The organism is Longimicrobium terrae (assembly GCF_014202995.1).
Classification (GTDB): domain Bacteria; phylum Gemmatimonadota; class Gemmatimonadetes; order Longimicrobiales; family Longimicrobiaceae; genus Longimicrobium; species Longimicrobium terrae.
Genome location: NZ_JACHIA010000001.1, coordinates 76,642 through 98,152 on the forward strand (window position 1 = coordinate 76,642; position 21,511 = coordinate 98,152).

11 protein-coding genes and 2 pseudogenes are annotated in these 21,511 nt (G+C 68.9%); 2 read left to right on the forward strand and 11 right to left on the reverse strand.

The annotated features are described in order from the left end of the window. Positions 1 to 362 precede the first annotated feature (362 nt). The 3 genes from HNQ61_RS00335 to HNQ61_RS00345 all read right to left on the reverse strand — a co-directional run bounded on the left by HNQ61_RS00335 (position 363) and on the right by HNQ61_RS00345 (position 5,980). Positions 363 to 1,043 carry a DNA-3-methyladenine glycosylase gene (locus HNQ61_RS00335; protein WP_221239647.1) on the reverse strand — a complete coding sequence of 227 codons (681 nt, stop codon included), beginning with the start codon at positions 1,041 to 1,043 and terminating at the stop codon, positions 363 to 365. After that, positions 1,040 to 4,192 carry an NYN domain-containing protein gene (locus tag HNQ61_RS00340; protein ID WP_183685477.1) on the reverse strand — a complete coding sequence of 1,051 codons (3,153 nt, stop codon included), beginning with the start codon at positions 4,190 to 4,192 and terminating at the stop codon, positions 1,040 to 1,042. The genes HNQ61_RS00335 and HNQ61_RS00340 overlap by 4 nt, the downstream gene beginning before the upstream one ends. Positions 4,193 to 4,384: 192 nt before the next feature. Further along, positions 4,385 to 5,980 carry a class I adenylate-forming enzyme family protein gene (locus HNQ61_RS00345; protein WP_183685474.1) on the reverse strand — a complete coding sequence of 532 codons (1,596 nt, stop codon included), beginning with the start codon at positions 5,978 to 5,980 and terminating at the stop codon, positions 4,385 to 4,387. 778 nt (positions 5,981 to 6,758) lie between these two features. Here HNQ61_RS00345 and HNQ61_RS29770 point away from each other — a divergent pair. Both HNQ61_RS29770 and HNQ61_RS29775 read left to right on the forward strand, forming a co-directional pair. After that, positions 6,759 to 7,610, forward strand: a pseudogene (locus tag HNQ61_RS29770) (ATP-dependent helicase); the annotation flags it as partial. 39 nt (positions 7,611 to 7,649) lie between these two features. Further along, a pseudogene (locus HNQ61_RS29775) lies at positions 7,650 to 9,008 on the forward strand (ATP-dependent helicase); the annotation flags it as partial. 98 nt (positions 9,009 to 9,106) lie between these two features. Here the strand turns inward: HNQ61_RS29775 and HNQ61_RS00355 are convergent. From HNQ61_RS00355 to HNQ61_RS00390, 8 genes are all read right to left on the reverse strand, one after another. Then, on the reverse strand, positions 9,107 to 10,792 hold the full coding sequence (locus tag HNQ61_RS00355; RefSeq protein WP_170030561.1) for an AIPR family protein: 1,686 nt from the start codon (positions 10,790 to 10,792) through the stop codon (positions 9,107 to 9,109). Between the two features lie 207 nt (positions 10,793 to 10,999). Continuing rightward, complete coding sequence (locus HNQ61_RS00360; protein ID WP_170030563.1) at positions 11,000 to 12,085, reverse strand: glycosyltransferase family 9 protein; 1,086 nt, start codon at positions 12,083 to 12,085, stop codon at positions 11,000 to 11,002. After that, positions 12,082 to 13,815 carry an asparagine synthase-related protein gene (locus HNQ61_RS00365; RefSeq protein ID WP_170030565.1) on the reverse strand — a complete coding sequence of 578 codons (1,734 nt, stop codon included), beginning with the start codon at positions 13,813 to 13,815 and terminating at the stop codon, positions 12,082 to 12,084. The genes HNQ61_RS00360 and HNQ61_RS00365 overlap by 4 nt, the downstream gene beginning before the upstream one ends. After that, the gene (locus tag HNQ61_RS00370) at positions 13,812 to 15,560 is read right to left on the reverse strand and encodes an asparagine synthetase B family protein (protein WP_170030567.1); all 1,749 of its coding nucleotides are present in this window, start codon (positions 15,558 to 15,560) and stop codon (positions 13,812 to 13,814) included. Before HNQ61_RS00370 ends, HNQ61_RS00365 begins: the two co-directional genes overlap by 4 nt. After that, on the reverse strand, positions 15,557 to 16,666 hold the full coding sequence (locus tag HNQ61_RS00375) for a glycosyltransferase (RefSeq protein WP_170030569.1): 1,110 nt from the start codon (positions 16,664 to 16,666) through the stop codon (positions 15,557 to 15,559). Before HNQ61_RS00375 ends, HNQ61_RS00370 begins: the two co-directional genes overlap by 4 nt. Continuing rightward, positions 16,663 to 17,751: a glycosyltransferase gene (locus tag HNQ61_RS00380; protein ID WP_170030571.1), complete on the reverse strand. Its 1,089-nt coding sequence runs from the start codon at positions 17,749 to 17,751 to the stop codon at positions 16,663 to 16,665. Before HNQ61_RS00380 ends, HNQ61_RS00375 begins: the two co-directional genes overlap by 4 nt. 22 nt (positions 17,752 to 17,773) lie before the next feature. Continuing rightward, entirely contained in the window at positions 17,774 to 18,898 is a 1,125-nt protein-coding gene (locus HNQ61_RS00385) for a DegT/DnrJ/EryC1/StrS family aminotransferase (RefSeq protein WP_170030573.1), read from the reverse strand. A 575-nt stretch (positions 18,899 to 19,473) separates the two neighbouring features. Next, positions 19,474 to 21,339: an ABC transporter ATP-binding protein gene (locus tag HNQ61_RS00390; protein WP_183685472.1), complete on the reverse strand. Its 1,866-nt coding sequence runs from the start codon at positions 21,337 to 21,339 to the stop codon at positions 19,474 to 19,476. Between the last annotated feature and the right edge of the window lie 172 nt (positions 21,340 to 21,511).

Genomic DNA, 21,511 nt, shown 5'->3' on the forward strand with positions numbered 1-21,511 from the left:
ACGTGTGCTCCGGATGATCTGGCGCGGCCGCGGGCACCCCTCTCCCCCCGGCCCCCTCTCCCGCAAGCGGGAGAGGGGGAGACCTCAGCGCGAGCGCCGGCAGACGGCTCGGGCCGGCCACACACTCGTCCGGCGGTTGAAACCGCACCTCGAAAGACACGAAGTCCGCCTGCGCGGACTGGGGCGGCTGGCCTGTCGCGGGTCCAATGCAGTTGAAGCCCCGAACCGGACGCGCCAGCGGCCGGTGTCGGGGGTTCCCGCTGTTTGAGCGGCGGATTCATTCGCTCAACAGGATCCGCTCACGCACCAGTTTTCGCCTGACCGGCCGAACCTTCCGCCGCACCCAACGGGGCCGCACCTGATCATCCGCCGCGCCGCGAGCCTCCGCCCGGCGTGCGCGAGACGTGCGGATCGCCGCGCACCCAGAAACGGAGCGGCCAGTCCGCCGCACGCGTGATCCCGATGCGGGGTCCCGTCTGCACCTCCGCGTCCGGCACCCCGCGGCCGGCCGCGATCCACAGCGGCGGGCGGTCCATCGGCAGGCGGTTGTGCGTGCCGTCCACCGCCAGCGCGCGGGCCAGGTTTCCCGGCCCGCGCAGCAGGTCGCGGTCCGGGCGGTCCGGGCGCCGCTCCCGCATCCACTCGATTCCCGCCAGCGGAACGGCGGCGCGGATCAGCACCGCGGCGCCGAACCCCTCCGCGCCGGTGACGGTGTTCAGGCACCAGTGCACGCCGTAGATGCGGTACACGTACGCCGTCCCCGCCGGGCCGAACATGGGATCGTTGCGCGCCGTCCGCCCGAAGCGCGCGGCGGCGTGCGAGGCATCGTCCTCCGGGCCGACGTACGCCTCCGTCTCCACGATTTCCGCCACGCACCGCACATCCCCGATATCCGAAACGACGAGCGCGCCCAGCATCTCGCGCGCGACCACGTCCGCCGGGCGGTCGTAGAACGCGGCGGGGATCGCCGTCAGGCCCGCAAGCGGCGAGCGCCGCGCCCGGGAAGTCCCGGACGCGGCGCTCGCCGATGGGTCGAGGGTCACTCGCCTTCGCCAGCCGGGCGGGCGCGTCCCCGGCCCCGTCCACCACGGCGGCGCGGGCGCGGACGGCCGCTGCCGTCATCGTCCCCGTCGTCCGTGTCGGCGGCTTCCGCCACCGGCGCGGCGGGCGCGGCGTCCACCGCGGGAGCGGCGGCGGCACGGCCCCGTCCACGGCCGCGGGGAGCGGCCGGAGCCGCCTCCGCATCCGGAGCGGCTTCCGTTGCCGGTGCCTCCGCGGGAGCGGCGGCGGCAGCGCGTCCCCGTCCCCGTCCGCGCGGCGCGCGTGCGGGAGCAGATTCCTCCGCGGCGGGAGCCTCCGCCACGGGGGCGGCTTCCGGCGCCGCGGCTTCGGCCGGAGCCTCGCCCGCGTCCGCCGAACCTTCCGTGCGCGCCCGGCCACGCCCGCGTCCGCCACGGCGGCTGCGGGAACGACGCGGCGCATCGCCACCCTCGTCCGCCGCATCCGTCACGGCGTCGCCCATCAGCGTGGGATCGGTGTCGCCGACGACGGCTTCCGCCTCGGCGGCAGCGGCCGGCGCTTCCTCACCCGCGGGAGCGGCGACGGTTCCGGCATCGCCCACCAGCGTGGGATCAGTGTCGCCGATCACCTCATCCGCCTGCGCGGCGGAGTTGCCGCGGCTACGCCCACGACCCCGGCGGCTGCGTCCGCGTCCCGCGCGCGCGGGCTCCTCTTCCCCGAGGATGAGGTCGCCCAGAAGCGTGGGATCCGTATCTCCCACCACCGTTTCGGCTTCCGCTGCCGCTCCGGCATCCGCCGAAGCATCGACATCCGCCGGGGCATCGGCTTCCACCGGCGCGGCGGGTTCCGGCTCCGGCGCGGGGGCCGGCGCGGCGGCGATCAGCGCGTCGCGCTCGGCGGCCCACTGGTCCAGCAGCGGACGCGACTTGCGGGCGCCCAGCAGTTCGCGGACGCCGTCCGGATTTTCATCCAGCGTGCGCCACACGTTCTCGCCGTAGTTGTCCACCAGCGTTTCCGCCGTCCCGCGACCCACGAAGTTGTAGGACGAGATGCGGGTGACGATGCCGTCGCGGTCCGTCGGCAGGCCGAGCGAACCGATGTCGACGGACCGCGGCGCGGCCGGAGCCTCGTCGCGCGCGGCGGGCGCTTCCTCGCGCGCCGGCTGGGCCGGTGCCTCGGAACGGGCGGGCTCTTCGGCGCGGACGGGCTGCGCCGGAGCTTCTTCGCGCACCGGCTCGGCGGCCGGCGCTTCCACGCGCGCGGTGGTGGAGGGAATTCCCTGCCCCGGCAGCAGCGGCGGCGGGCCCGACGGCTCCGCGCTGAAGCGTCCGCGTCCCCCGCGGCGGGCACGGATGCCCACGGCGCCCGCGCTGGCGCTGGAACCGCGGTTGGCCACGCTCGCCGGATCGGCGATGCGCGCCGACGCGACGGCCGGCTCGCGGTGCGTGACCAGCGCGCCGTCATCCGCTTCCTGGATGGCTTCCGCCGGCGTCACCACGTCCGCCTCCGGCGCCGCGGTCGCTTCCACCACGCGCGGATCCGGGATCGGGGCGGCGGCTTCCGCCGTGGCGCCCACCTGGCCGGGGAGCAGCGCCGGAGCGCCTTCCGGCGCGCCGCCGCGGCGTCCACGGCCGCGTCCGCGGCCCCGTCCCGCCGGCGCCGCGTCCGTCGCGGGCACGTCGGACGACGGAGTGGCGGAGGTGTCCGCCGCCATCGCGGGGGCCTGGGCGGACCCGCCCGCCGTCAGCACGGGCGCGGGGAGGCGCTTGCCGCTGGAGGGGAGCAGGACCTCGTATCCGCCGTCTTCCTGGCGGCGCACGTCCACCACCTCGGCCTCGTGGGCCTGGCGCAGGAAGCGGCCGAACTTGCTGAAGCCCAGCGTGTGCTCATCAAAGCCGGGCTGCATCTCCATCATGCGGCGCTTGACGTCGCCGTCGCGGGCGCTCTGCCCGGGGCCGCGCACCATGGCGCGAACCGTGTGCTGCAGCAGCGAGTAGGCGTTGCGCAGCGGATCGATGTCCGTCTGCTCCGCGGCCGGCGCGGCTTCGGCGCGCGGCGCCTCGGCCACAGGCTGGGACGGCGCCTGCTCGGGGCGCGGGGCCTCGGCGCGGGGCTCGCGAACCCGCGGCTCTTCGGCGCGGGGCTCTTCGATGCGCGGCTCCTCGGCGCGGACCGTCTCGGCGGGGGCGAACCCGGCGGCGGCGCGCTCGGCCTGTGCCTCGGGGGCGATCTCCGACTCGATGTCGAAAATCACCTCGGCGGAGATGGGCTGCGGACGCTCGCGCTCGCGGTCACCGCCGCGGGGACGCTCGCGGTCGCGGAAGCGGCCACGACCGCGGCCGCGGTCCCGGTCGCGGAAGGCGCCCTCGCGCTCGCGGCGCGGCTCCTCGGTGTACACCTCGTCCGAGGGCGAAGGCTCGCCCGGGACGATCTCCCACTGCCCCTGGTTGTCCTTGCGCAGGCGAACCAGCCCGCGGCCCTGCGCCTCGCTGATGAACTTGCTGAACTTGCTGTAGCCGATGTTCTTTTCGTTGAACCCCGGATCCAGGTCCAGCATCACCTGCTTGAGCCGGTCCACGCGCATGACGTCGCGGTTGCGGATCATCTGCTGCGCGGCCTTGCTCACCAGCTCCCACGGGTCTTCGCGCACGCCGCTGTCTTCCACGGCGCGGGTGAGGCCCGACAGGTTGTGGTAGCTGTAGTACTCGTCGCAGTTCTGAATCAGCAGGTCGCTGGCCGACTCGCGCATCCCCACGCCGATCACGTACTTGCCGTACTCCTTGAGCTTCATGACGCAGCTCGAGAAGTCGGAGTCGCCGGTGAGCAGGATGAACGTGCCGATCTCCGGCCGCATGAAGGCCAGCTCGATGGCGTCCACCGCCATCCGCAGGTCCGTCGCGTTCTTCTTGCTGGTGCCGTACGCGGGGGCGAAGATCAGGTCGATGGAGGCTTCCGTCATGGGGACGACGGAGCTGGGGTACCGGCGCCAGTCGGCGTAGGCGCGGCGCACGGCGATCTTGCCGCGGAAGACGTCCGAGTTGAGCAGACCGTTGAGCTCCTTGCCCAGATCGCTGCGGACGTTCATGGTGACGTTGTCGAAGTCGATCAGCAGGGCGGCGCTGCGGCCGCTGCTGAGCGTGGGGCCGAAGCCCCGGGGCGTGATGTTGTTCATGAGATTCTCAGTCCGTCAGTTCAGTCACGGACGAAGCCCATCCGCTTCGGGAACGGCGGCGCGGGAAACGCGGAGTGCGGAACGTACGGAGCCGACCCGGGACCGTGTCCCGCGGGTCTGCCCGCCGTTCCGCACCTCATGCGCACCGCGCCGTCCGCCGACAGCCGGAGGAGCCTCGCCATCTTGTTGTTTTCACCGTCGGCTGCTCTCCTCGGCGCTGATCATGCGCGAGAGCTCCACACGGCGAACCTTGCCGCTTCCCGTCATCGGAAAGCCATCCAGAAACCGGACCAGGTCAGGGACCTTGTAGTCCGCCAGCACTTCGCGGCAGAAGTCGCGAATTTCCTCGCCGGTGACGATGGCTCCCTCCACCGCGACGATGCACGCGCACGCGGCCTCGCCCAGGATCTCGTCCGGAAGCCCCACCACCGCCACGTCCAGCACCGCCGGGTGGGCGTGCAGACGGTCCTCCACCTCGCGGGGGTACACGTTGAACCCGCCGCGGATGATCATTTCCTTCCGGCGCCCGATCAGGTGGAGGTAGCCTTCTTCGTCCACCATCCCCAGGTCGCCGGTGAGAAAGAAGCCGTCGGCGGTAAAGGCCTGCGACGTCTCCCCCGGCTGCCGGTAGTACCCCTGCATGACGCCCGGCCCGCGGATGGCCACCTCGCCCACCGATTCCTCGGGGAGCACGGAGCCGTCCACGTCAATGACCCGCACCTCGGTTTCGGGAAGCGGGCGGCCCACGGTGGCCACCTGCTTGCCCTCCGGATCGTCCGGGCGCATCACCGACACCATGTTGCCGGTTTCCGTCATCCCGTACCCCACCCGCACGCCCGGAAACAGCTCGCGGCGAATACGGTGCACGAGTTCTTCCTGCACGGGCGCCCCGGCCACCACGCCGGTGCGCAGCGAGCCCAGGTCGCGGCTGGCGCGCTCCGGGTGGTTGAGCGCCAGGATGAAGCTGGTGGGCACGCCGTGGAACACCGTCACCTTTTCGCGCTGCACGATCTCCAGCGCGGTGCCGCTGTCGCCGCCCTCCTGCAGGACCAGCGTGGCGCCGGCGGCCATGGTGCCCAGCATGCCGGTGCCGATGCCGAACGCGTTGAACAGCGTGTTCACGCCGAACACCACGTCATCCTCGCGCAGGCCGATGGCATCGGCCGTGAGCGAGGCGTTGGCCATCAGGTTCTCGTGCGTGAGCGCCACCCCCTTGGGCTTGCCCATGGTGCCCGAGGTGTACAGGATGGCGAACAGCGCGTCGGCGCCGCCCTCGAAGCGGGGATATTCCCGTCCCTCGCCGCTGCTGACCAGGTCCTCGAACTGGTGGATCCGGTCGTCGTACCACAGGTCCTCGTCGCCCACCGACACCACGTACTGCAGGTCGGGAAGCACGCCCAGGAACTGTTCAAAGCGGGCCAGGTAGTCGACGCCCTCCCAGTTTTCCGCCGTCACCACCACCACGGACTCGGAGTGCCGCAGCATGTACTGCAGTTCCGGGTTGGTGAACCGGGGATTGAGGGGTACGACGACGGCGCCGAGTTTGGCGGCCGCGAACGTCGCGACCACGAACTCGGGCCAGTTGGGAAGAGTAAGGGCGATGCGGTCGCCGGCCTCGATGCCCAGTTCGTGAAGCGCGGCGGCCAGGGCGGCCGCCTGCGCGTCTACCTGCGCGTACGAGAGCCGCCGGTCGCCGAACGCAACGAATGGCCGCCGCGGGTTCTCCCGCACGCGCAGCTCCAGGCTGTCCGCGAGCGTGAGACCACGAAAGCGGTCGCGTAGCGTCATGTAACCTCTCGTCCGGGTGCTCGGGCCTGTTCCGACGCGCAAACATAACGGGCGCCTGAGAAGCCGTCAAATTCCGGAAGGGAAAAGAAGTGCGTGAGTGCGGGGTGCGTGAGTGCGTGAGTGCGGGTTGGACGGGGAAAAGCCAGAGATTCGTGTGTTTCGGCGCGCTCCACGGCGGCCCCCACCCGGGCTCGTACGACTCGCCCACCCTCCCCCGAAAAAGACCGGGGGAGGGTTGGGGTGCGGCGGTGAGTGTGGCGCGGGAGGCAGAGTCTGGCGCGGCGCGAAGTCCATTGAGCGAATAAATACGCCGCTCAAACAGCGGGAACCCCCGACACGCGGCGCTGTCGCGCCCGCGTTCGGGGCTTCAACCGCGTTCGGGATGCCACACGAGCCTGGTGTGTGCTCCCTCTCCCACATCTGTGCGTGGGAGAGGGTCGTCGCGCGGAGCGCGCGGGGTGAGGGCGTCACTGTGGGACGCGATCCGAACCTTCCCCGCGCCGGACGGCTCCCCCTCTCCCGCTTGCGGGAGAGGGGGCCGGGGGGAGAGGGGTGCCCGCGGCCGCGCCAAACTCTCCGGAGCACGCGAATCCGCCGTTCTCCCTTCTCGGTGCGGCAGTTTGCACGGTGAGAGGCCGGGGAAGGAGCCTCCCCGTCCGCCGCCGCGCCGGTCCTCTATTCCCTATTCCCTATTCCCCATTCCCTGCTCTTCCGGCTATCTTCCCGCCGCGCGTCCACGCGCCCAACCGCAGTCCCCTGAAGGCTCACGGGCAAGGCTTTGCAAGCGATTCCGCAGTACCTGCTGGAACTGAATCCCGAGCAGCGCGAGGCCGCGCTCGCCACCGAGGGACCCGTCCTGGTGCTCGCCGGCGCCGGGTCGGGCAAGACGCGCACGCTCGTCTACCGCATCCGCTACCTGATCGAGGACAAGGGGATCAACCCGCGCGCCATCCTGGCCGTGACCTTCACCAACAAGGCCGCCGCCGAAATGCGCGAGCGCGTGGCCAAGATGGTGGGGCGCACCGCCAAGGGCGTCACCCTGAGCACCTTCCACTCGCTGGGCGCGCGCCTGCTGCGCGACTACGGCGACCGGCTGGGGATGCCCAAGGACTTCACCATCTACCCCACCAGCGACCAGGTCCAGGCCATCAAGCGCATCGTCGCCGAGGAGGTGCACATCTCCGCCACGGTGGGCGAGGACACGTTCGACTTCAAGAAGGTCCTCTTCACCATCGGCGACTGGAAGAACCGGCTGATCACGCCGGAGCAGGCCGCGGTGGAGGTGGCGGAGGGGCAGATCCGCGGCGACCGGCGCGACGACTACGCCGTGCTGGCCGCCGACGTGTATCCCCGCTACGAGCAGACGTTGCGCGCGGCGGGCGCCTGCGACTTTGACGACCTGCTGGTGCTTCCCGTAAAGCTGCTGCGCGAGCACATGGACGTGCGCGAAAAGCTGTGGAAGCGCTGGCGCTATCTGATGGTGGACGAGTACCAGGACACCAACGGCGCCCAGTTCGAAATGGCGCGCCTGATGGCCGGCCCTCTCAAGAACCTGTGCGTGGTGGGCGACGACGACCAGTCCATCTACGCGTGGCGCGGCGCCGACGTCACCAACATTCTGGACTTCGAGCGGCACTATCCGGGCGCGCGCGTCGTCATCCTGGAAGAGAACTACCGCAGCACGCAGCGCATTCTGGAAGCCGCCAACGGTGTCATCGCCAACAACACCACGCGCAAGGCCAAGACGCTGCGCACCGGCAACGCCATCGGCCCCAAGATCGACTACTGGCTGATGGAGGAGCACGGCGTAAAGAGCGCCGAGGAGCTCGAGGCCGAAATGATCGCCCGGGAAATCGGCATCCGCGCGCCGCTGGAGAAGCTGACCCGCGGCGACTTCGCCGTGCTGTACCGCACCAACCTGCAGGCCAAGCCCATCGAAGAAGCGCTGCGCGCCGCCAACATCCCCTACCGGGTGATCGGCGGGCAGTCGTTCTTCGACCGCAAGGAAGTCGCGGACCTGGTGGCCTACCTGCGCGTGATCGTCAATCCGCGGGATGAGGTGTCGCTCCGCCGCATCATCAACTACCCCACCCGCGGCATCGGGCGCACCACCCTGCTCAAGCTGATCGACGCCGCACGCGCCGCCCAGCAGCCGCTGTACGAAACGCTCAAGCGGGTCGATACCATCGAGGGGGTGACCCGCGGCACGGGCGAGGCGGTGCGATCGTTCGTGGAGATGATGGAAGAGATGCGGCTGGAGTTCCACGCCACGCAGGCCGCCATCGAGCACGGCATCACCACGCAGCGCACGCTGGTGGGCTTCGTGCGCGAACTGGTGAAGCGGGTGCGGCTGGAAGACGCCGTTCGCGCCGACAACGCCAAGAGCGAAAAGGCCGCGGCGGTGCGCGTGGAGATTCTGCGCGAGTTCGTGGAAGGCGTGGGCCGGTTCGAGGAGCGCACCTGGGCCGAGCGCCCTCCGCTGGATGAGGAGGACGACTGGAATCCGCCCGCGCTGCGCACCTTTCTGGAGCGCGTGTCGCTGACGGACGATGATGACCGCAAGGAAAAGGAAGAGGAAAACCCCGACCTCGTGACGCTGATGACCATGCACAGCGCCAAGGGTCTGGAGTTTCCCCACGTCTTCATCGTGGGGCTGGAGGAGGAGATCCTGCCGCACTCGCGCAGCATGAGCGCCTCCGCCGCCGCCGAGGCGGACGCGGAAGAGTCGTGGCAGAAGTTCGAGCTCAACGGCGGAACGGACCCCATCGCCGAGGAGCGGCGCCTGTTCTACGTGGGGATCACCCGCGCGCGCCACCGGCTGACGCTGTCCGGCTGCGCCACCCGCCGCTCACGCGAGAACGTGAAGCCGCGCAAGCCGTCGCGCTTTCTGTCGGAGATTTCGCCGGATCTGCTGGACCAGCGCGCTGGCGCCCTGACGCGCCAGTCGTCGCTTTCGCCGGAAGAAAGCCAGAACTTCCGCAAGAACCTGTTCGCGGATCTTCGCAAACAGCTTCAGGGCGGCGGCTGAGTTCGCTGAGCGTCCGCATCTTGGGACTACGGGCGAGATCCGCAGGACTTCCTGCGGATCTCCTTCCCTATTTTGTTCTCCTGGTTCTCAAACCGCCGCTACGGTTCGGGCACCAGTTCCGCTAAGATCTGCTTGCATTTTCCAAGGTTCTTGAACAATTGGGCCGGATAAGCCGTTGCATGCAAACGCTCTACAGCGGCGATGGTCCTCTCGAGTGTCAATCGAGTGAGTGCCTCAAGCTTGTCAGCACCGTCGCGTGAACCGATTGCAGCGAGGTCCATCCCTTCCGTTTCACCGTCGTGGTAAACACAATGCAAGATGAATCGGTTGCCGTGGATCGCGACCAGCTTCTCTCGTCCGCCCCGAACGGCCATCTCCGCTCGGAGAACCGCATCCACTGCACGCATGATCATGACTGCGCGCCAGAGGTGTAAACCTGTAACGCCCCCATTGAACACAAGCTTATAAGGGGGCTTTGAGGTGTTCTCCCACAGTTGCCCGATTTCGCGTTTCGCCTGCACAGCAAGCCCCAGATCGTTGTACGCACAGGCGAGAGCGACTGTTGCCTCATCTATAGTGCACCCTTGATCAGGCTGCGGAGGCGTATCGCCCGTTTTAAATGCATAGACCTTCTGCTCGAACAGTAACTCGGTCCGCAACCGCTCCTGCTCAGGGTCGAGTGCGGCGAAGTCCCGCCGTTCAATCCGGTTCTGAGTGTTGGTCGCGCGCGTGATCTGCGTAGCGAAGTCAGCTGGTGTATTCTCGAGCGAGATAAACCTGATCGGTACGTACGCTGTCCCCAGGATGTTCTCGTCTGCATCAGCAAGCGTTCCGATCGCACCTACAGTCTGTGCACCGTTGACAACGCTTACCCCTTCACACACGAAGTAACCCGTCCCACGGTCAGGTCCTCCAGCCGGCTTCTTAGAAATCCGAGTGCACAGCGCCGTGATACCATTATTGAAATACCAGAAATGTTCTGGAGACCCTTTGAGCGTTCCGCTCAGACCTTCATTTACTTCGGTGCTTCCAGCAAATTTCCGCAAGTTCTCGGTGAAGAGCCGGTTGTTGTACTCACCCCACCATGCCGCTACGTCAGAGGCGCTCACCTGTCCGTAGTAAGCTTGGAACGGCTCCCTACGTTGTCCCCAATCTCTGAGAGCAACCTCCAAGTTGATCGGATCTTCCCTGACGTCCAGAACTACCGCACGGTGTAGTTCGCGTTGACCAATCGGCTGAAACGTCACCATAGGTGACGTGTCGTTCATCTCCGAGAGCAGATCATCGACAGCCTGTTGGGCGTGAACAGACAGCGGGTGGTTACTTGGATACGCAATAAACAACGAGAAGGTGGCTTGGGAGTCCTCCAACGCGGCTTCGATCTCAGCGCTGCGAGCCATCACCTTGGCGTTGAAACGGCCGCGGATGTCGCTGAACTGAAGCAGGTCTCGAAATCCATGCAAGAACTTGTGGACTTCGCCCAACTCTGGACTACCGTTGCCATCGCTAATCCATTTGGATTGCACGATAAACATACGGTGCTCGTCGGGATCGAAGTGAAACGCATCAATTCCGTTGTCATTGTAGGAATCCACCACGGCCGATCCCGCAGCTTCGGGGGTTAGGCCAACCTTCTGGACGAGCGTGTAAGCAGCTAGCGCTCGACTGATGAAAACCTGCTTTTGGTCATGATCCGGCTTGTTGACGGAATCGGTCATGTCGATCAGGCCGTCGAACATAGCCTTGAGACCTGCCTGGATGTGGTTCACGTGAATCAAGCTCATCGCGTTCGTCAGCTAAAAAGGGGAGTGAGAACCTGTGAAATTGCTCGCAGCAGAACTGAGAGGATGCAGGCTCAGAATCCGCTCACGACCCACAGCAAGATGCAACGCCAACGCAGCGCAAGATAGACCCTAAAGGACCTAGTCCGAAGCTTGGGTTTTGCATGTGCGCACTTAAGCTAACCCGTCCACTTGCCGCTCCGCCTTCCGTCAGCTTCGGTCCATCAAGCCATACCGGTCGCGCGCCAGCCGAATGCGATCCACGACGTCGTCGACGGTTATCTGCTCCATGCGGCCCAGCTTGGGATCGTAGCGGCTGGGGTCCGGCGCCTCGCCGGGGTCGGTGTAGCGGTCGATGATCAGATCGTGGTAGCGCTCGTAGGGGCCCACGCGCCACGGACTGGTGTGCCCGTACAGGCCGATGACGGGCGTATCCAACGCCCGCGCCATGTGCAGCGGTCCCGTGTCCGGCGCAATCAGCAGCGCGCATCCGTCAATCATCCACGCCATGCGCCGGATGGGATCGCCCATGGCCCACAGCGGCTTGTGGCGCGCGGCGTCGGTGATCTCCCGCGCCAGCCGCGTCTCGCGCTCGCCCGGCCCGCCCATGAGCACGGCGCGGAAGCCGAACTCGCCTTCCAGCGCATCCACCACGCCCGCCCAGCGCTCCGCGATCCAGTCCTTGCGGGTGATGTTGGATGCGGGAACGATCCCCACCAGCGGCCGGTCGATGGCTGAAAAGAACTCCGCGCGCGCCGCCTGCTCCTCATCCGTGAACGTGATGCGCCACTCCGGAGCCGCCACCGGCGCGCCCAGGTGGGCGGCGAACTCCAGGAACATGTCCACCGTGTGCCTGCGCGGTCGTGGCCCGATCCGGTCGTTCGTCACCAGCCACGTCTGGTCGAACGTGCGCGCCCGGTCGAACCCCACGCGGCGCGGCGCTCGGGAAAACATCGTCCCCCAGATGCTCTTGGCGAACACGTGCAGGTTGATGGCGAGGTCCCAGCGCGGCTGGCGAAACATCTCTCCCGCCAACTGCCGCACACCCGCTACGCCCAGCTTCTTTCGATAGACGATCACCTCGTCTACCGACGGATGCGGGCTCAGCATGGGCGCGGGCATGGGCTCCACCACCCAACTGATGCGCAGCGTGGGGTCCGCGTCCTTGAGCGCGTTCACCAGCGGCAGCGCGTTCACCACGTCGCCCAGCCCGGTGAGCAGCACGATGCACACGCGCCGCCCTTTTCCGCCTTCGCGGTCCAGCCAGCTTCCGGGGATGATGGTCGGCGCGCTCACGGCCGCTCCGCTTCCGTGGCGAGAAAGGCGAGCTGGAGAAGGAACAGCTCGCGCAGGGGATGCCACTCCGCGCGGATAGACGCCGCCAGTGCTTCGGCGGATTGTTCGGTGAAGATGGCGCGCAGTGGTGTATCCAGCGGCGGAAGGGCGGCCATCGCGCGCGTGGCGGCATCCGAGCGGGCGACGACGCGCCACTTGGGCCAGGGCTGCTGCCGTGCCCGCACCTCTCCCGTCAGCAGCGCGCGAACACCGCGCGTCACGCGCAGCCCGGCGGAGAGCGGCAGGTTGGCGGCGGCGCCAAAGTACGGAAAGCGCCAGCGGGCGTGCGGCACGTGCCACGAGCGCCGGAACAGCGGCTTCATCGCCAGGTGAAACAGGCGGCGGTGCTGCTTCCACGCGGGAGGCACGGCCGCGGCGATCGCCACGACGGCGTTTGCGTGGTACACCTCGTGGCTGGCGAACAGGCGGCGGTTGCCGTGCAGGTTGGCGCTGTGCCGGCGCTGCGTGAAGGGCCACAGCCGCTCCCATTCCGCCGCGCTCGACGGGCGCACTTCCGCCAGCCACCGGCGGAATTCCAGACGCCGCGTGATGACCGCCTCGCGCAGTTCCGGACGGATGGCGCTCGCGGCGGGCAGCTCGAAGCTGTCGGATGGCGCCACGGACGGCGCGTGCTCCGCCTTGAGGAACGAATCGGACGACAGGCCGCCGAGCACCACAGGCAGGTCCCGGATGCCCAGCCGCTCGTGCAGCCCCCACCCGTGCACATCCATGAAGTTGTTATGCGCGCCGATGATGGATGACACCGGCTGCAGCCCGTCCACGTAATGGTCGCGCGTCCGCTGCCCGAAGGTGAGCGACGCGCCATACGCCTTTGCCGCCGCTCGCGCGACACGCACCTCACGGTTCTCCCAGTCCGCGTACACGAACGACCGCACCTCCACGCCCTCCGGCACCGCGCCGAGCACCGCCCGCGCGTCTTCCCCCCCGCTCAGCAGCAGTCCGACCGTGCGCTCGCCCTGCACCGCGGCCCGCACGTCTTCCGTCACCGCCGTGCGCAGCGCGGCGGCGGCTTCGCCCACATTGCGATAGGGATTGTGCTCCAGCGGGCGCCAGTACGCGGCACCGTCGTCCACCCACTTTCCGTCAGCGTCGAACGACGTCACTGACGCGGGGGCGAGCTGCCGGACGCCGCGGTAGAGCGTGTGCGGCCAGGTGCAGCTCAGGTTGATGAGCATGTCCGCGGCGGAAACAGGATCGATGTCCCGGTTCTTTCCCGCCGCGCGCGCCACCGTATCCAGGTGTGTCCCAATCACGATCCCGCCAGCCACATCCGCGGCAAAGACGGGGACAAAAGCCGCCACGTCCGTCACCACGCGCCCGCCGTCCGGGCCGACCGCCAGCGCCGCGAATCCGCTGTCGATCCGGTCGAACCATGGCGTCTCCCCGTCGCGCAGCATGGCGTGAACAGCCTCGCGCCGCTCGCCCATCCGCGAGCGCGCGGCGGGCTCCGCGCCCGTCCGCACGACCGGATCACCGATCAGCACGCTGACCCACCCATCCGCCTCCAGCAGAACGCGCGGTGGATCGTGGGAGCCGCGAAGGACGGCGAGCGAGCCCCACGGCCCGTGCCGCTCCACGACGTTTTCCGCCACGGGCGACAGGTAACGGCGCAGCGCTGCCTCAAGTTCGCCCGCGGCGCGCGGCTGGCTGCAAAAGAGAAAATCGCTCACGGCGCGCGCGCCTCGCGGGCCACGTCCGCCGCGCGTTCGGACAGATACGCGAGCTGCATGGCGATGAATCGCTCCATCGGGTCCCACGCGCGGACGGTCGCCTGCGCGGCGTCCCCCTCGACGGCCAGAACGCCGCCGAGCGCCGAGCGTGGCAGGTTGTGGCGCGCCTCCAGATCCGCCATGGGCGCGGCGTACTCCGGCTCCGACCAGCGCGGCCACGGGCCCTGGTTCATCCCTTTGCCGCCTGAGCGCAGACCGTTGATGGCGCGCGTGGCCCGCAGCCCCGCGCCGAGCAGCAGGTTCGCCGTCCGCCCGAAGTACGGAAAGCGTGAACGTGCGTGCGGCACGTTCCACGACCGGCGCAGCAGCGGGCGGATGGCGGGATGGAACAGGCCGCGGTCGCGCTTCCACCCCTGCGGCACGCCCGCGGCGATGTCGAGCACGGCCGCGCTGTGAAACGGCTCGTAGATGTGGAACAGGCGGCGGTTTCCGTGCACGTTCGCCCCGGTGGACCGCATCGAAAACGGCCACAGGCGGTACCACTCGCCGCCCGACCCCGGGCGGATGGCCGTCACGCGATCCACGTGCGCCTGGTGGCGGATGCGGACCTGCTCCAGCAGTTCCGGACGGATGCCCGCGACCGGGCGCAGGCGGATGGCCGTCTTTCGCGCGTGCTCCGCCTTCAGCAGCGAATCCGAGGAATATCCGCCCAGAACGCGGGGGAGCGAGGCGAGGCCGAGGGAGGTGTGGAAGCCGTAGCCGTGCACATCCACCCACACCTGGTGGCTGCCGACCATGGCGGAAACCGTCTCCATCGCACCCAAGTAGTGCTCGCGCGGGCGGCGGCCCCACGTGAGCGTGGCGCCATACGCGTTTGCCGCCATACGCGCCACCTGCACCTCGCGGTTGTCCGCGTCCGCGTAGATGAAGGCGGACACACGCACGCCCGCCGGAACCGCGCCCAGCACCGCGCGCGAGTCCTCGCCCGCGCTCAGCAGCAGGCCCACGTGCTCCAGCCCCGCGCACGCGATCGCCACCTCGGCCAGCAGCGCCTCGCGCAGCGCCTCCGACGCCTCGCGGACGTTGGCGAAGGCGGTGCGCTCCACCGGTTGCCAGTACGTCTCATCTTTATCCGCCACGCTGTTGACCGCCGTGCCCGGCCCAAAGCGGCGTGCGGTCCCCGGCGGCATCTGTGTGACGCCGTGAAAGAGCGTGTGGGGGAAAGCGATGCAGCGCGTGGTCAGCAGGTCCGCGGCAGAGACGGGATCAACCTCCGTGCGCCCCGACGCCGTGGCGACCGCGTCCGCGTGCGTCCCCATCACCCGCGCGCCGAGCTCGTCCGTGGCGGCAAAGACCGGGATGAACGACATGCGATCCGTTACGATCATGCCGCCACCGGTCCGCGTATCGATCCCGATCGCGGCGAACTGGCCGTCAAGCCGCGCGCCCCAGTCCGGCTTGGGATCGGCGGAGAGCAGTTGATGAACGGAATCGCGCAGCGGACCGGGAGCCACGACGCCCGGCGCCATCCCCGGCGCACGCACGACGGGTTCGCCGGCGAGCACGGTGATCCATCCATCCCGTTCGATGACCGCATCGCGTCCCGGCCACGGCGTCGCGACGGCGAGCGCGCCCCAGTTGCCGCGTAGCTCCGTAACAGTCGCCACCGCGCCAAGATACGCCTCCAGCACCGTCCGCAGCGCGCCGGGTGCGGGCGCGGGTGACGCAAAGAGAAAGTCCGTCATCCGCCGTTCTTGGCGCCAAAGAGGACGCGCTCGTACTCGGGGCCCATCTGCTCCAGCGTGAACCAGTGCTCGATACGCCAGCGGCCTTCCGCGCCGCGCGTGGCGGGTTCCGGATCGCCGGACTTCATCGCGGCGACCAGTTCCGCCAGCGTGGCGGCAAGTGCGTCCGCCGTGCCGCCGGGGACGATCCACCCCGCGGGCGGACGGCCCTCCAGCGGCGCCAGGCAGTCGTGCGCGCCATGGACGTCGAACGCGACGACGGGGAGTGAGGCCGCCATCGCCTCCAGAATCACGTTCGCCATTCCGTCCGCGCGGCTGGGGAGCACGAACGCGTCCGCCGCCGTCATCAGCGCGCCCACGTCCCGGCGCTGGCCGAGAAGGTGAACCCGCGATCCGATTCCCGCCGCATCCGCGCGCGCACGCAACTCGTCGCGCAACGGACCGTCACCGGCGAGGGCCAGGTGCACGCCGGGGCCGAGGCGCGCAAACGCATCCACCAGCAGGTCATAGCCCTTGCGCTTCTCCAGCGCGCCGACGGACAAGATGACGCGCTCGCCCGGCGCCGCCCCGATCTCCGCGCGCAAACCGCCGGGCGCGACGCGTTCGGTTTCCGTCGCGTTGCGCACGGTGTACATCCGGTCCGCCAGCGCAGGGACGAGCGCGGCGAAGTAGTCGCGCAGCCCCGTGGCGTTGGCGATCACGCCGTGAATCCACCGGAACGCAGTGCGGTACTTCCACGCGCCGGGCCCGCTCTCCGGAATCGGTTGCGGCAGGCCGACGCGCAGGATCACACGCTTTACGCCAGCGATGCGCGCGGCTGATGCGGCGGCGGGAAAGCGCTTCCACGAGGCGAGCAGCAGGGCGTCCGGCTTCTCCCTGCGCAGCCATGCAGCGAACCGAAGCTGGTGCCACAGGTCGCCGTCGCCGCGCGGGCGGTGCGGCGTGGTGCGCGCGCCGAGGTCGCGAAAGGCTTGGCCCACCTCCGTCGTGTCGCGGCAGGCCACGGCGACATCGTGGCCCTGGCTCAGCATCCAGCGGGTGATGAGCAGAAGCTGCCGCTCGTTGCCGCGGATGACGGGCCCGTCCACGTGGATCACCAGCTTCATCCCGCCCTCCCGCTTGCCGCCAGCACCGACTCCCATTCGTCCAGCATCCGCTCGAACCCGAACCGCTCGCGCGCACGGCGGGCCGCCGCCTCCGCCATCCGCGCCCGCCGATCGGAATCCGCCACGACGGATGCGAGCGCCGACGCGATCTCCGCGTCTTCCCACCCCGTCACCACGCCGGGCGCGGTACCGTCCGCGAACGGCTCCAGCGCCTCGCGTGCGCCGCTCACCGGCGTGCTGACCACGGGCACGCCCGCGGCTAGCGCTTCCAGCATGGCAAAGGAAAGCATTTCCTTGTCCGAGGTTACCACGAAAACATCCAGCGCGGAGAGCACGTCGCCCACGTCGCCGCGGTGGCCGATCAGGTGCAGACGGTTTCGGACACCGAGCGCTGTCGCCTCCGCCTCGATCTCCGCACGCAACGTCCCCTCCCCCGCGATGATGCAGTGCACATCGGATGGAAGTGCGGCCAGCGCGCGCACCAGCCGGTCGAAGCGCTTCTGCCGCGCCAGCCGCGCCACCGCGCCGATCACGACCGTGTCGGCGGAGAGGCCGAGTTCCGCGCGCACGGCGCCCAGGGTGTGGCGGCGAACGGGAGGCTCTACCGCGCCGTGGATGGTCACCAACCGCTCATCGGCGAATCCGGGGAGGGCGGCACGCCAGCGGGGGCGGACATCGTCGGCCTTGAGGACGACGGTGTGCACCCAGGGAACCGCGATGCGGTATTTGAGGTTGCGCGGCAGGTCCGTTTCCAGCCCGATACGCAGCACGATGCGCGGCACGCGCGCCATCCGCCCCGCCAGCGCGGCCCACGCGACTTTCTTGAACGTGCCGATCATCAGCACGTCCGGCCGCAGCGCACGCAGCACGCGCGCCAGGCCGAACGCGTGGTGGATGGCCACGTCGCCGCCGAGGGGAACGACGCGCGACGGCACGCCCAGCGCCTGAACCTGTCCCGCGACGCCATCGTCCGTGCAGATCATCAGCACGCGATGGCCGCGGCGCTGAAGCCCTTCCAGGATGCGCGCCACCCCGCGCTCAGCCCCGCCGAACACGCGGGCGCCGTTGTGCGCGACGACAAACATCAGCCCCGAACCCGCCGGCCGGTCACGCGCGGAAAAAGGCGCGGATCGACTCCGCCACGTACGCCAGCTGCGCTTCCGTCAGTTCCGGAAACACCGGCAGGGAAAGCACTTCGCGGCAGGCCAGCTCGGACTCCGGGAACTGTCCTTCCTTGTATCCAAGGTACTCGAAGCACTCCTGCAGGTGCAGCGGAACCGGATAGTACACGCCGCTGCCGATCCCCTTCTCGCGCAGGTGATCCGCCAGCGCGTCACGCCGGCCGCCGCGGACGCGGAGGGTGTACTGGTTGTAGATGGACTCGTTGTCCGCGCTGACGACCGGCGTCTGCACTTCATCGATTCCCGCCAGCGCCTGATCGTAGAACGCGGCGTTCTTCCGCCGTCCGTCGCTCCACCCGCGCAGGTGCGGCAGCTTGGCGGAGAGGACGGCGGCCTGCAGCGTATCCAGCCGCGAGTTGTAGCCCACCTCCTCGTGGTGGTACATCTGCCGCCCGCCGTGCACGCGCAGCTTGCGCAGCCGCTCCGCCGTGTCTGCGTCCTGGGTGACGGTCATTCCCGCGTCGCCGAACGCGCCCAGGTTCTTGGTGGGAAAGAAGCTGAACGCGCACGCGTCGCCCAGCGATCCCGTGGTGATCCACTCGCCGTTCACCCGCTGCCGCGCGGCGATGGCCTGCGCGGCGTCTTCCAGCAGCTTCACGCCGCGGCGGTCGGCCAGCGCGCGGAAAGCCGCCATGTCCGCCATCTGACCGAACAGGTGCACCGGCATGACGACGCGCGTGCGGTCCGTGACGGCGGCCTCGGCGGCGGCGGGGTCGAGGTTGAAGGTGTCGGGATCGATGTCGGCGAAGACGGGGCGCGCGCCGACGTTGTGGATGGCGCCGGCGGTGGCGAAAAAGGTGAAGGGCGACGTCACCACTTCGGTGTCGCGGCCGCAGTCGTAGGCGCGCAGGGCGAGGAGAATGGCGTCTGTTCCGCTGGCGCAGCCGATGGCGTGCGGCACATCGAGATACGTCTCCACCTCGCGCTCGAAGCGCTCCACGACGGGGCCCAGGATGAAGCGCTGTTCGTCGATCAGCGTCAGCAGCTCGGGCATCACATCGGTGCTGATGCCGCGGTACTGAAGGGTGAGGTCCAGCAGAGGTACGTTCATCTATCCTTCACTTGTTCAATATCTACAAGACCAAGCCGGCAAAGAAGATGGGCCGGATTGACTGATGTGCTTCGGACGGTCTGGCGCGGCCGCGGGCAGGCCCCTCCCCCGGCCCCTCCCCGTGCAAACTGCGCACGGAGAGGGGTGAACGGCATGTTCGGGGCGCTTCGGACGGTTCGGCGCGGCCGCGGGCACCCCTCTCCCCCCGGCCCCCTCTCTCCCGCAAGCGGGAGAGGGGGAGACCTCAGCGCGTGCATCCGGTTCGGTGCGGGGCGGCGGGCATTGTGCCGGCGGTTGAAACCGCGCCTCGAACAACACGAAGTCCGCCTTCGCGGACTGCAATCGATGCGTCGCCGCGATCCCGAATGCAGTTGAAGCCCCGAACCGCGCGCGAATAGCGCGGTGTCGGGGGTTCCCGCTTCTGGAGCGGCGGATTCATTCGCTCAACGGCATCCGCTCACGCCAGGCACTCGCCCGCCTACATCGAAACGTCCGCCCGCCAACAACCCTCCCCCAGTCTTTTTTGGGGGAGGGTGGGCCGGTGGTGCCGGCCCGGGTGGGGGCCGCCGTCGAGCCTATCGCGCCGGCCGATCGTCTTCGTCCGGGTCCAGCGCGCGGCCGCCGAACAGGCTCTGCGGATCGGGATCGTCCGAATCCAGTGCATCATCCGCGGGAAGCGCCGACGCGTCCTGTCCGTCCCCGTCCACCGCGGCCGCGGGATCCAGCGCGCCGAACTGCAGATCGTGCAGGCGGCGATATGTCCCGTCGTGCGCCAGCAACTCCTCGTGCGTGCCGCGCTCCACGATTCGGCCGGCCTCCAGCACGATGATCTGGTCCGCGCGGCGGATGGTCGACAGGCGGTGCGCGATCACCAGCACCGTGCGGTCCGCCATCAGCTGCTCGATGGCCTGCTGCACCAGCCGCTCGCTTTCCGTATCCAGCGCGCTGGTCGCCTCGTCCAGAATCAGCACCGGCGGATTGCGCAGCAGCGCCCGCGCGATCGCCACGCGTTGCCGCTGCCCGCCGCTCAGCCGCGTGCCCCGCTCGCCCAGCACGGTATCGTACCCCTGCGGCAGCGCGGCGATGAACTCGTGCGCGTTGGCTGCGCGGGCGGCGTTCTCCACCTCCTCCTGCGTGGCATTCTCCACCCCGTAGGCAATGTTGGATCGCACCGTGTCGTGAAACAGGATGGTTTCCTGCGTCACGATCCCCAGCAGCCCGCGCAGGTCGCGCAGCCGCAGTTCGCGCAGATCCACGCCATCCAGCGTAAGACGGCCCGCAGTGGGATCGTAGAAGCGCGGCACCAGGTCCGCCATCGTGCTCTTCCCCGCCCCGCTCGGGCCGACGAGCGCGACGACCTCGCCCGGGCGTACGGTCAGTTCGATCTCGGAAAGCACCGGCTGGCCGGGGATGTACTCGAAGCCGACCTTCTCGAATCGAAGCGCGTCCCGGAATTCCTTTGCCGCCACCGCGCCGGGCCGGTCCATCACCTCCACCGGCGTGTCCAGCAGCTCGAACGCGCGCTCCGCCGCCGCCAGCCCGGGTTGCACGATGGACGGATACTGCGCGATCACCTTCACCGGCGTCATCAGCCGCGCGGCGACCAGGAGCGCGGTAAGGAACGCGTTTGGCGCCATCGACCGATCGACCAGCACCAGATGGCTGCCGTACAGCACCAGGATCATGATGACGCCGGAGGTCACCACTTCCGTCGCGGGCGAAAAGAACTTGCGCCAGCGGTCATTGCGGGCGAGCGCCTTGTAGTGGCTCTGCGTCAGCTTGCGGAAGCGGCGGTCTTCCCACGGCTCCGCGCCGCTCGCCTTCACCAGCCGCACGCCGCTCACCGTCTCCTGAATCTGCCCCGCCACCTCGCCCACCGCGTCCAGCACCTTGAGCACGCCGCGCCGCAGCCGTTTGCGGAAGCGCGCCCACATCAGGATCATCGGCGGCAGCGCGATCATCGCGACCAGCGTAAGCCGCCATGACATGCTCAACAGGAAGCCGGTAAGCACGAGCGCTTGGATGGTCGCGGAAACTACCTTAATCAGGTTGCTGGTCACCAGCCCCCGCATCTGGTCCACATCGCCGGTCACGCGGCTGATGATCTGCCCGGCGCGCGTCCGCTGAAAAAAGGGGAAGCCCAGCCGCAGCAGGTGGCCGTAGATGTCGTTGCGCAGGTCGCGCGTGACCAGGCCTTCCACTAGCGTCGCCGTGTAGTTCTGCAGATACAGCGCGACGTTCTTGAGCAGCAGCGCGATGAAAATCACGCCGACGACCACGTACAGCGCCTGCATAGGCGTGCGCTGCGTGACACCAGACCCCACGATGAGGTCCATCACCCATTTGACGACGGTGCCTGCCCCATCGCCGAACAGCCGTGACGCATCCGCCTCAGCCGATTGCGCACCGCTGAAGAGCACGCGTAGGAAGGGTGACAGCAACGTGAGACTGAACGCGTCCAGTACCGCGCCGAGTGTCATGGCGACTACGGACCCCGCCAGAATCCGCCAATGAGGCCTGAGATACGCGAGGATGCGGGTGTACGTGCGGCTACCCGATCTCATCTGAAAAAAACCCTTGTGTCAACTACGACTGCCATATATCCTCCATTAC

Bases quoted from the DNA above. Each gene is read 5' to 3' on its own strand.
- HNQ61_RS00370 (WP_170030567.1), bottom strand. From the start codon at position 15,560: ATGACGGACTTTCTCTTTGCGTCACCCGCGCCCGCACCCGGCGCGCTG.
- HNQ61_RS00380 (WP_170030571.1), bottom strand. From the start codon at position 17,751: ATGTTTGTCGTCGCGCACAACGGCGCCCGCGTGTTCGGCGGGGCTGAG.
- HNQ61_RS00345 (WP_183685474.1), bottom strand. From the start codon at position 5,980: ATGACGCTACGCGACCGCTTTCGTGGTCTCACGCTCGCGGACAGCCTG.
- HNQ61_RS00355 (WP_170030561.1), bottom strand. From the start codon at position 10,792: ATGAGCTTGATTCACGTGAACCACATCCAGGCAGGTCTCAAGGCTATG.
- HNQ61_RS00385 (WP_170030573.1), bottom strand. From the start codon at position 18,898: ATGAACGTACCTCTGCTGGACCTCACCCTTCAGTACCGCGGCATCAGC.
- HNQ61_RS00340 (WP_183685477.1), bottom strand. From the start codon at position 4,192: ATGAACAACATCACGCCCCGGGGCTTCGGCCCCACGCTCAGCAGCGGC.
- HNQ61_RS00375 (WP_170030569.1), bottom strand. From the start codon at position 16,666: ATGAAGCTGGTGATCCACGTGGACGGGCCCGTCATCCGCGGCAACGAG.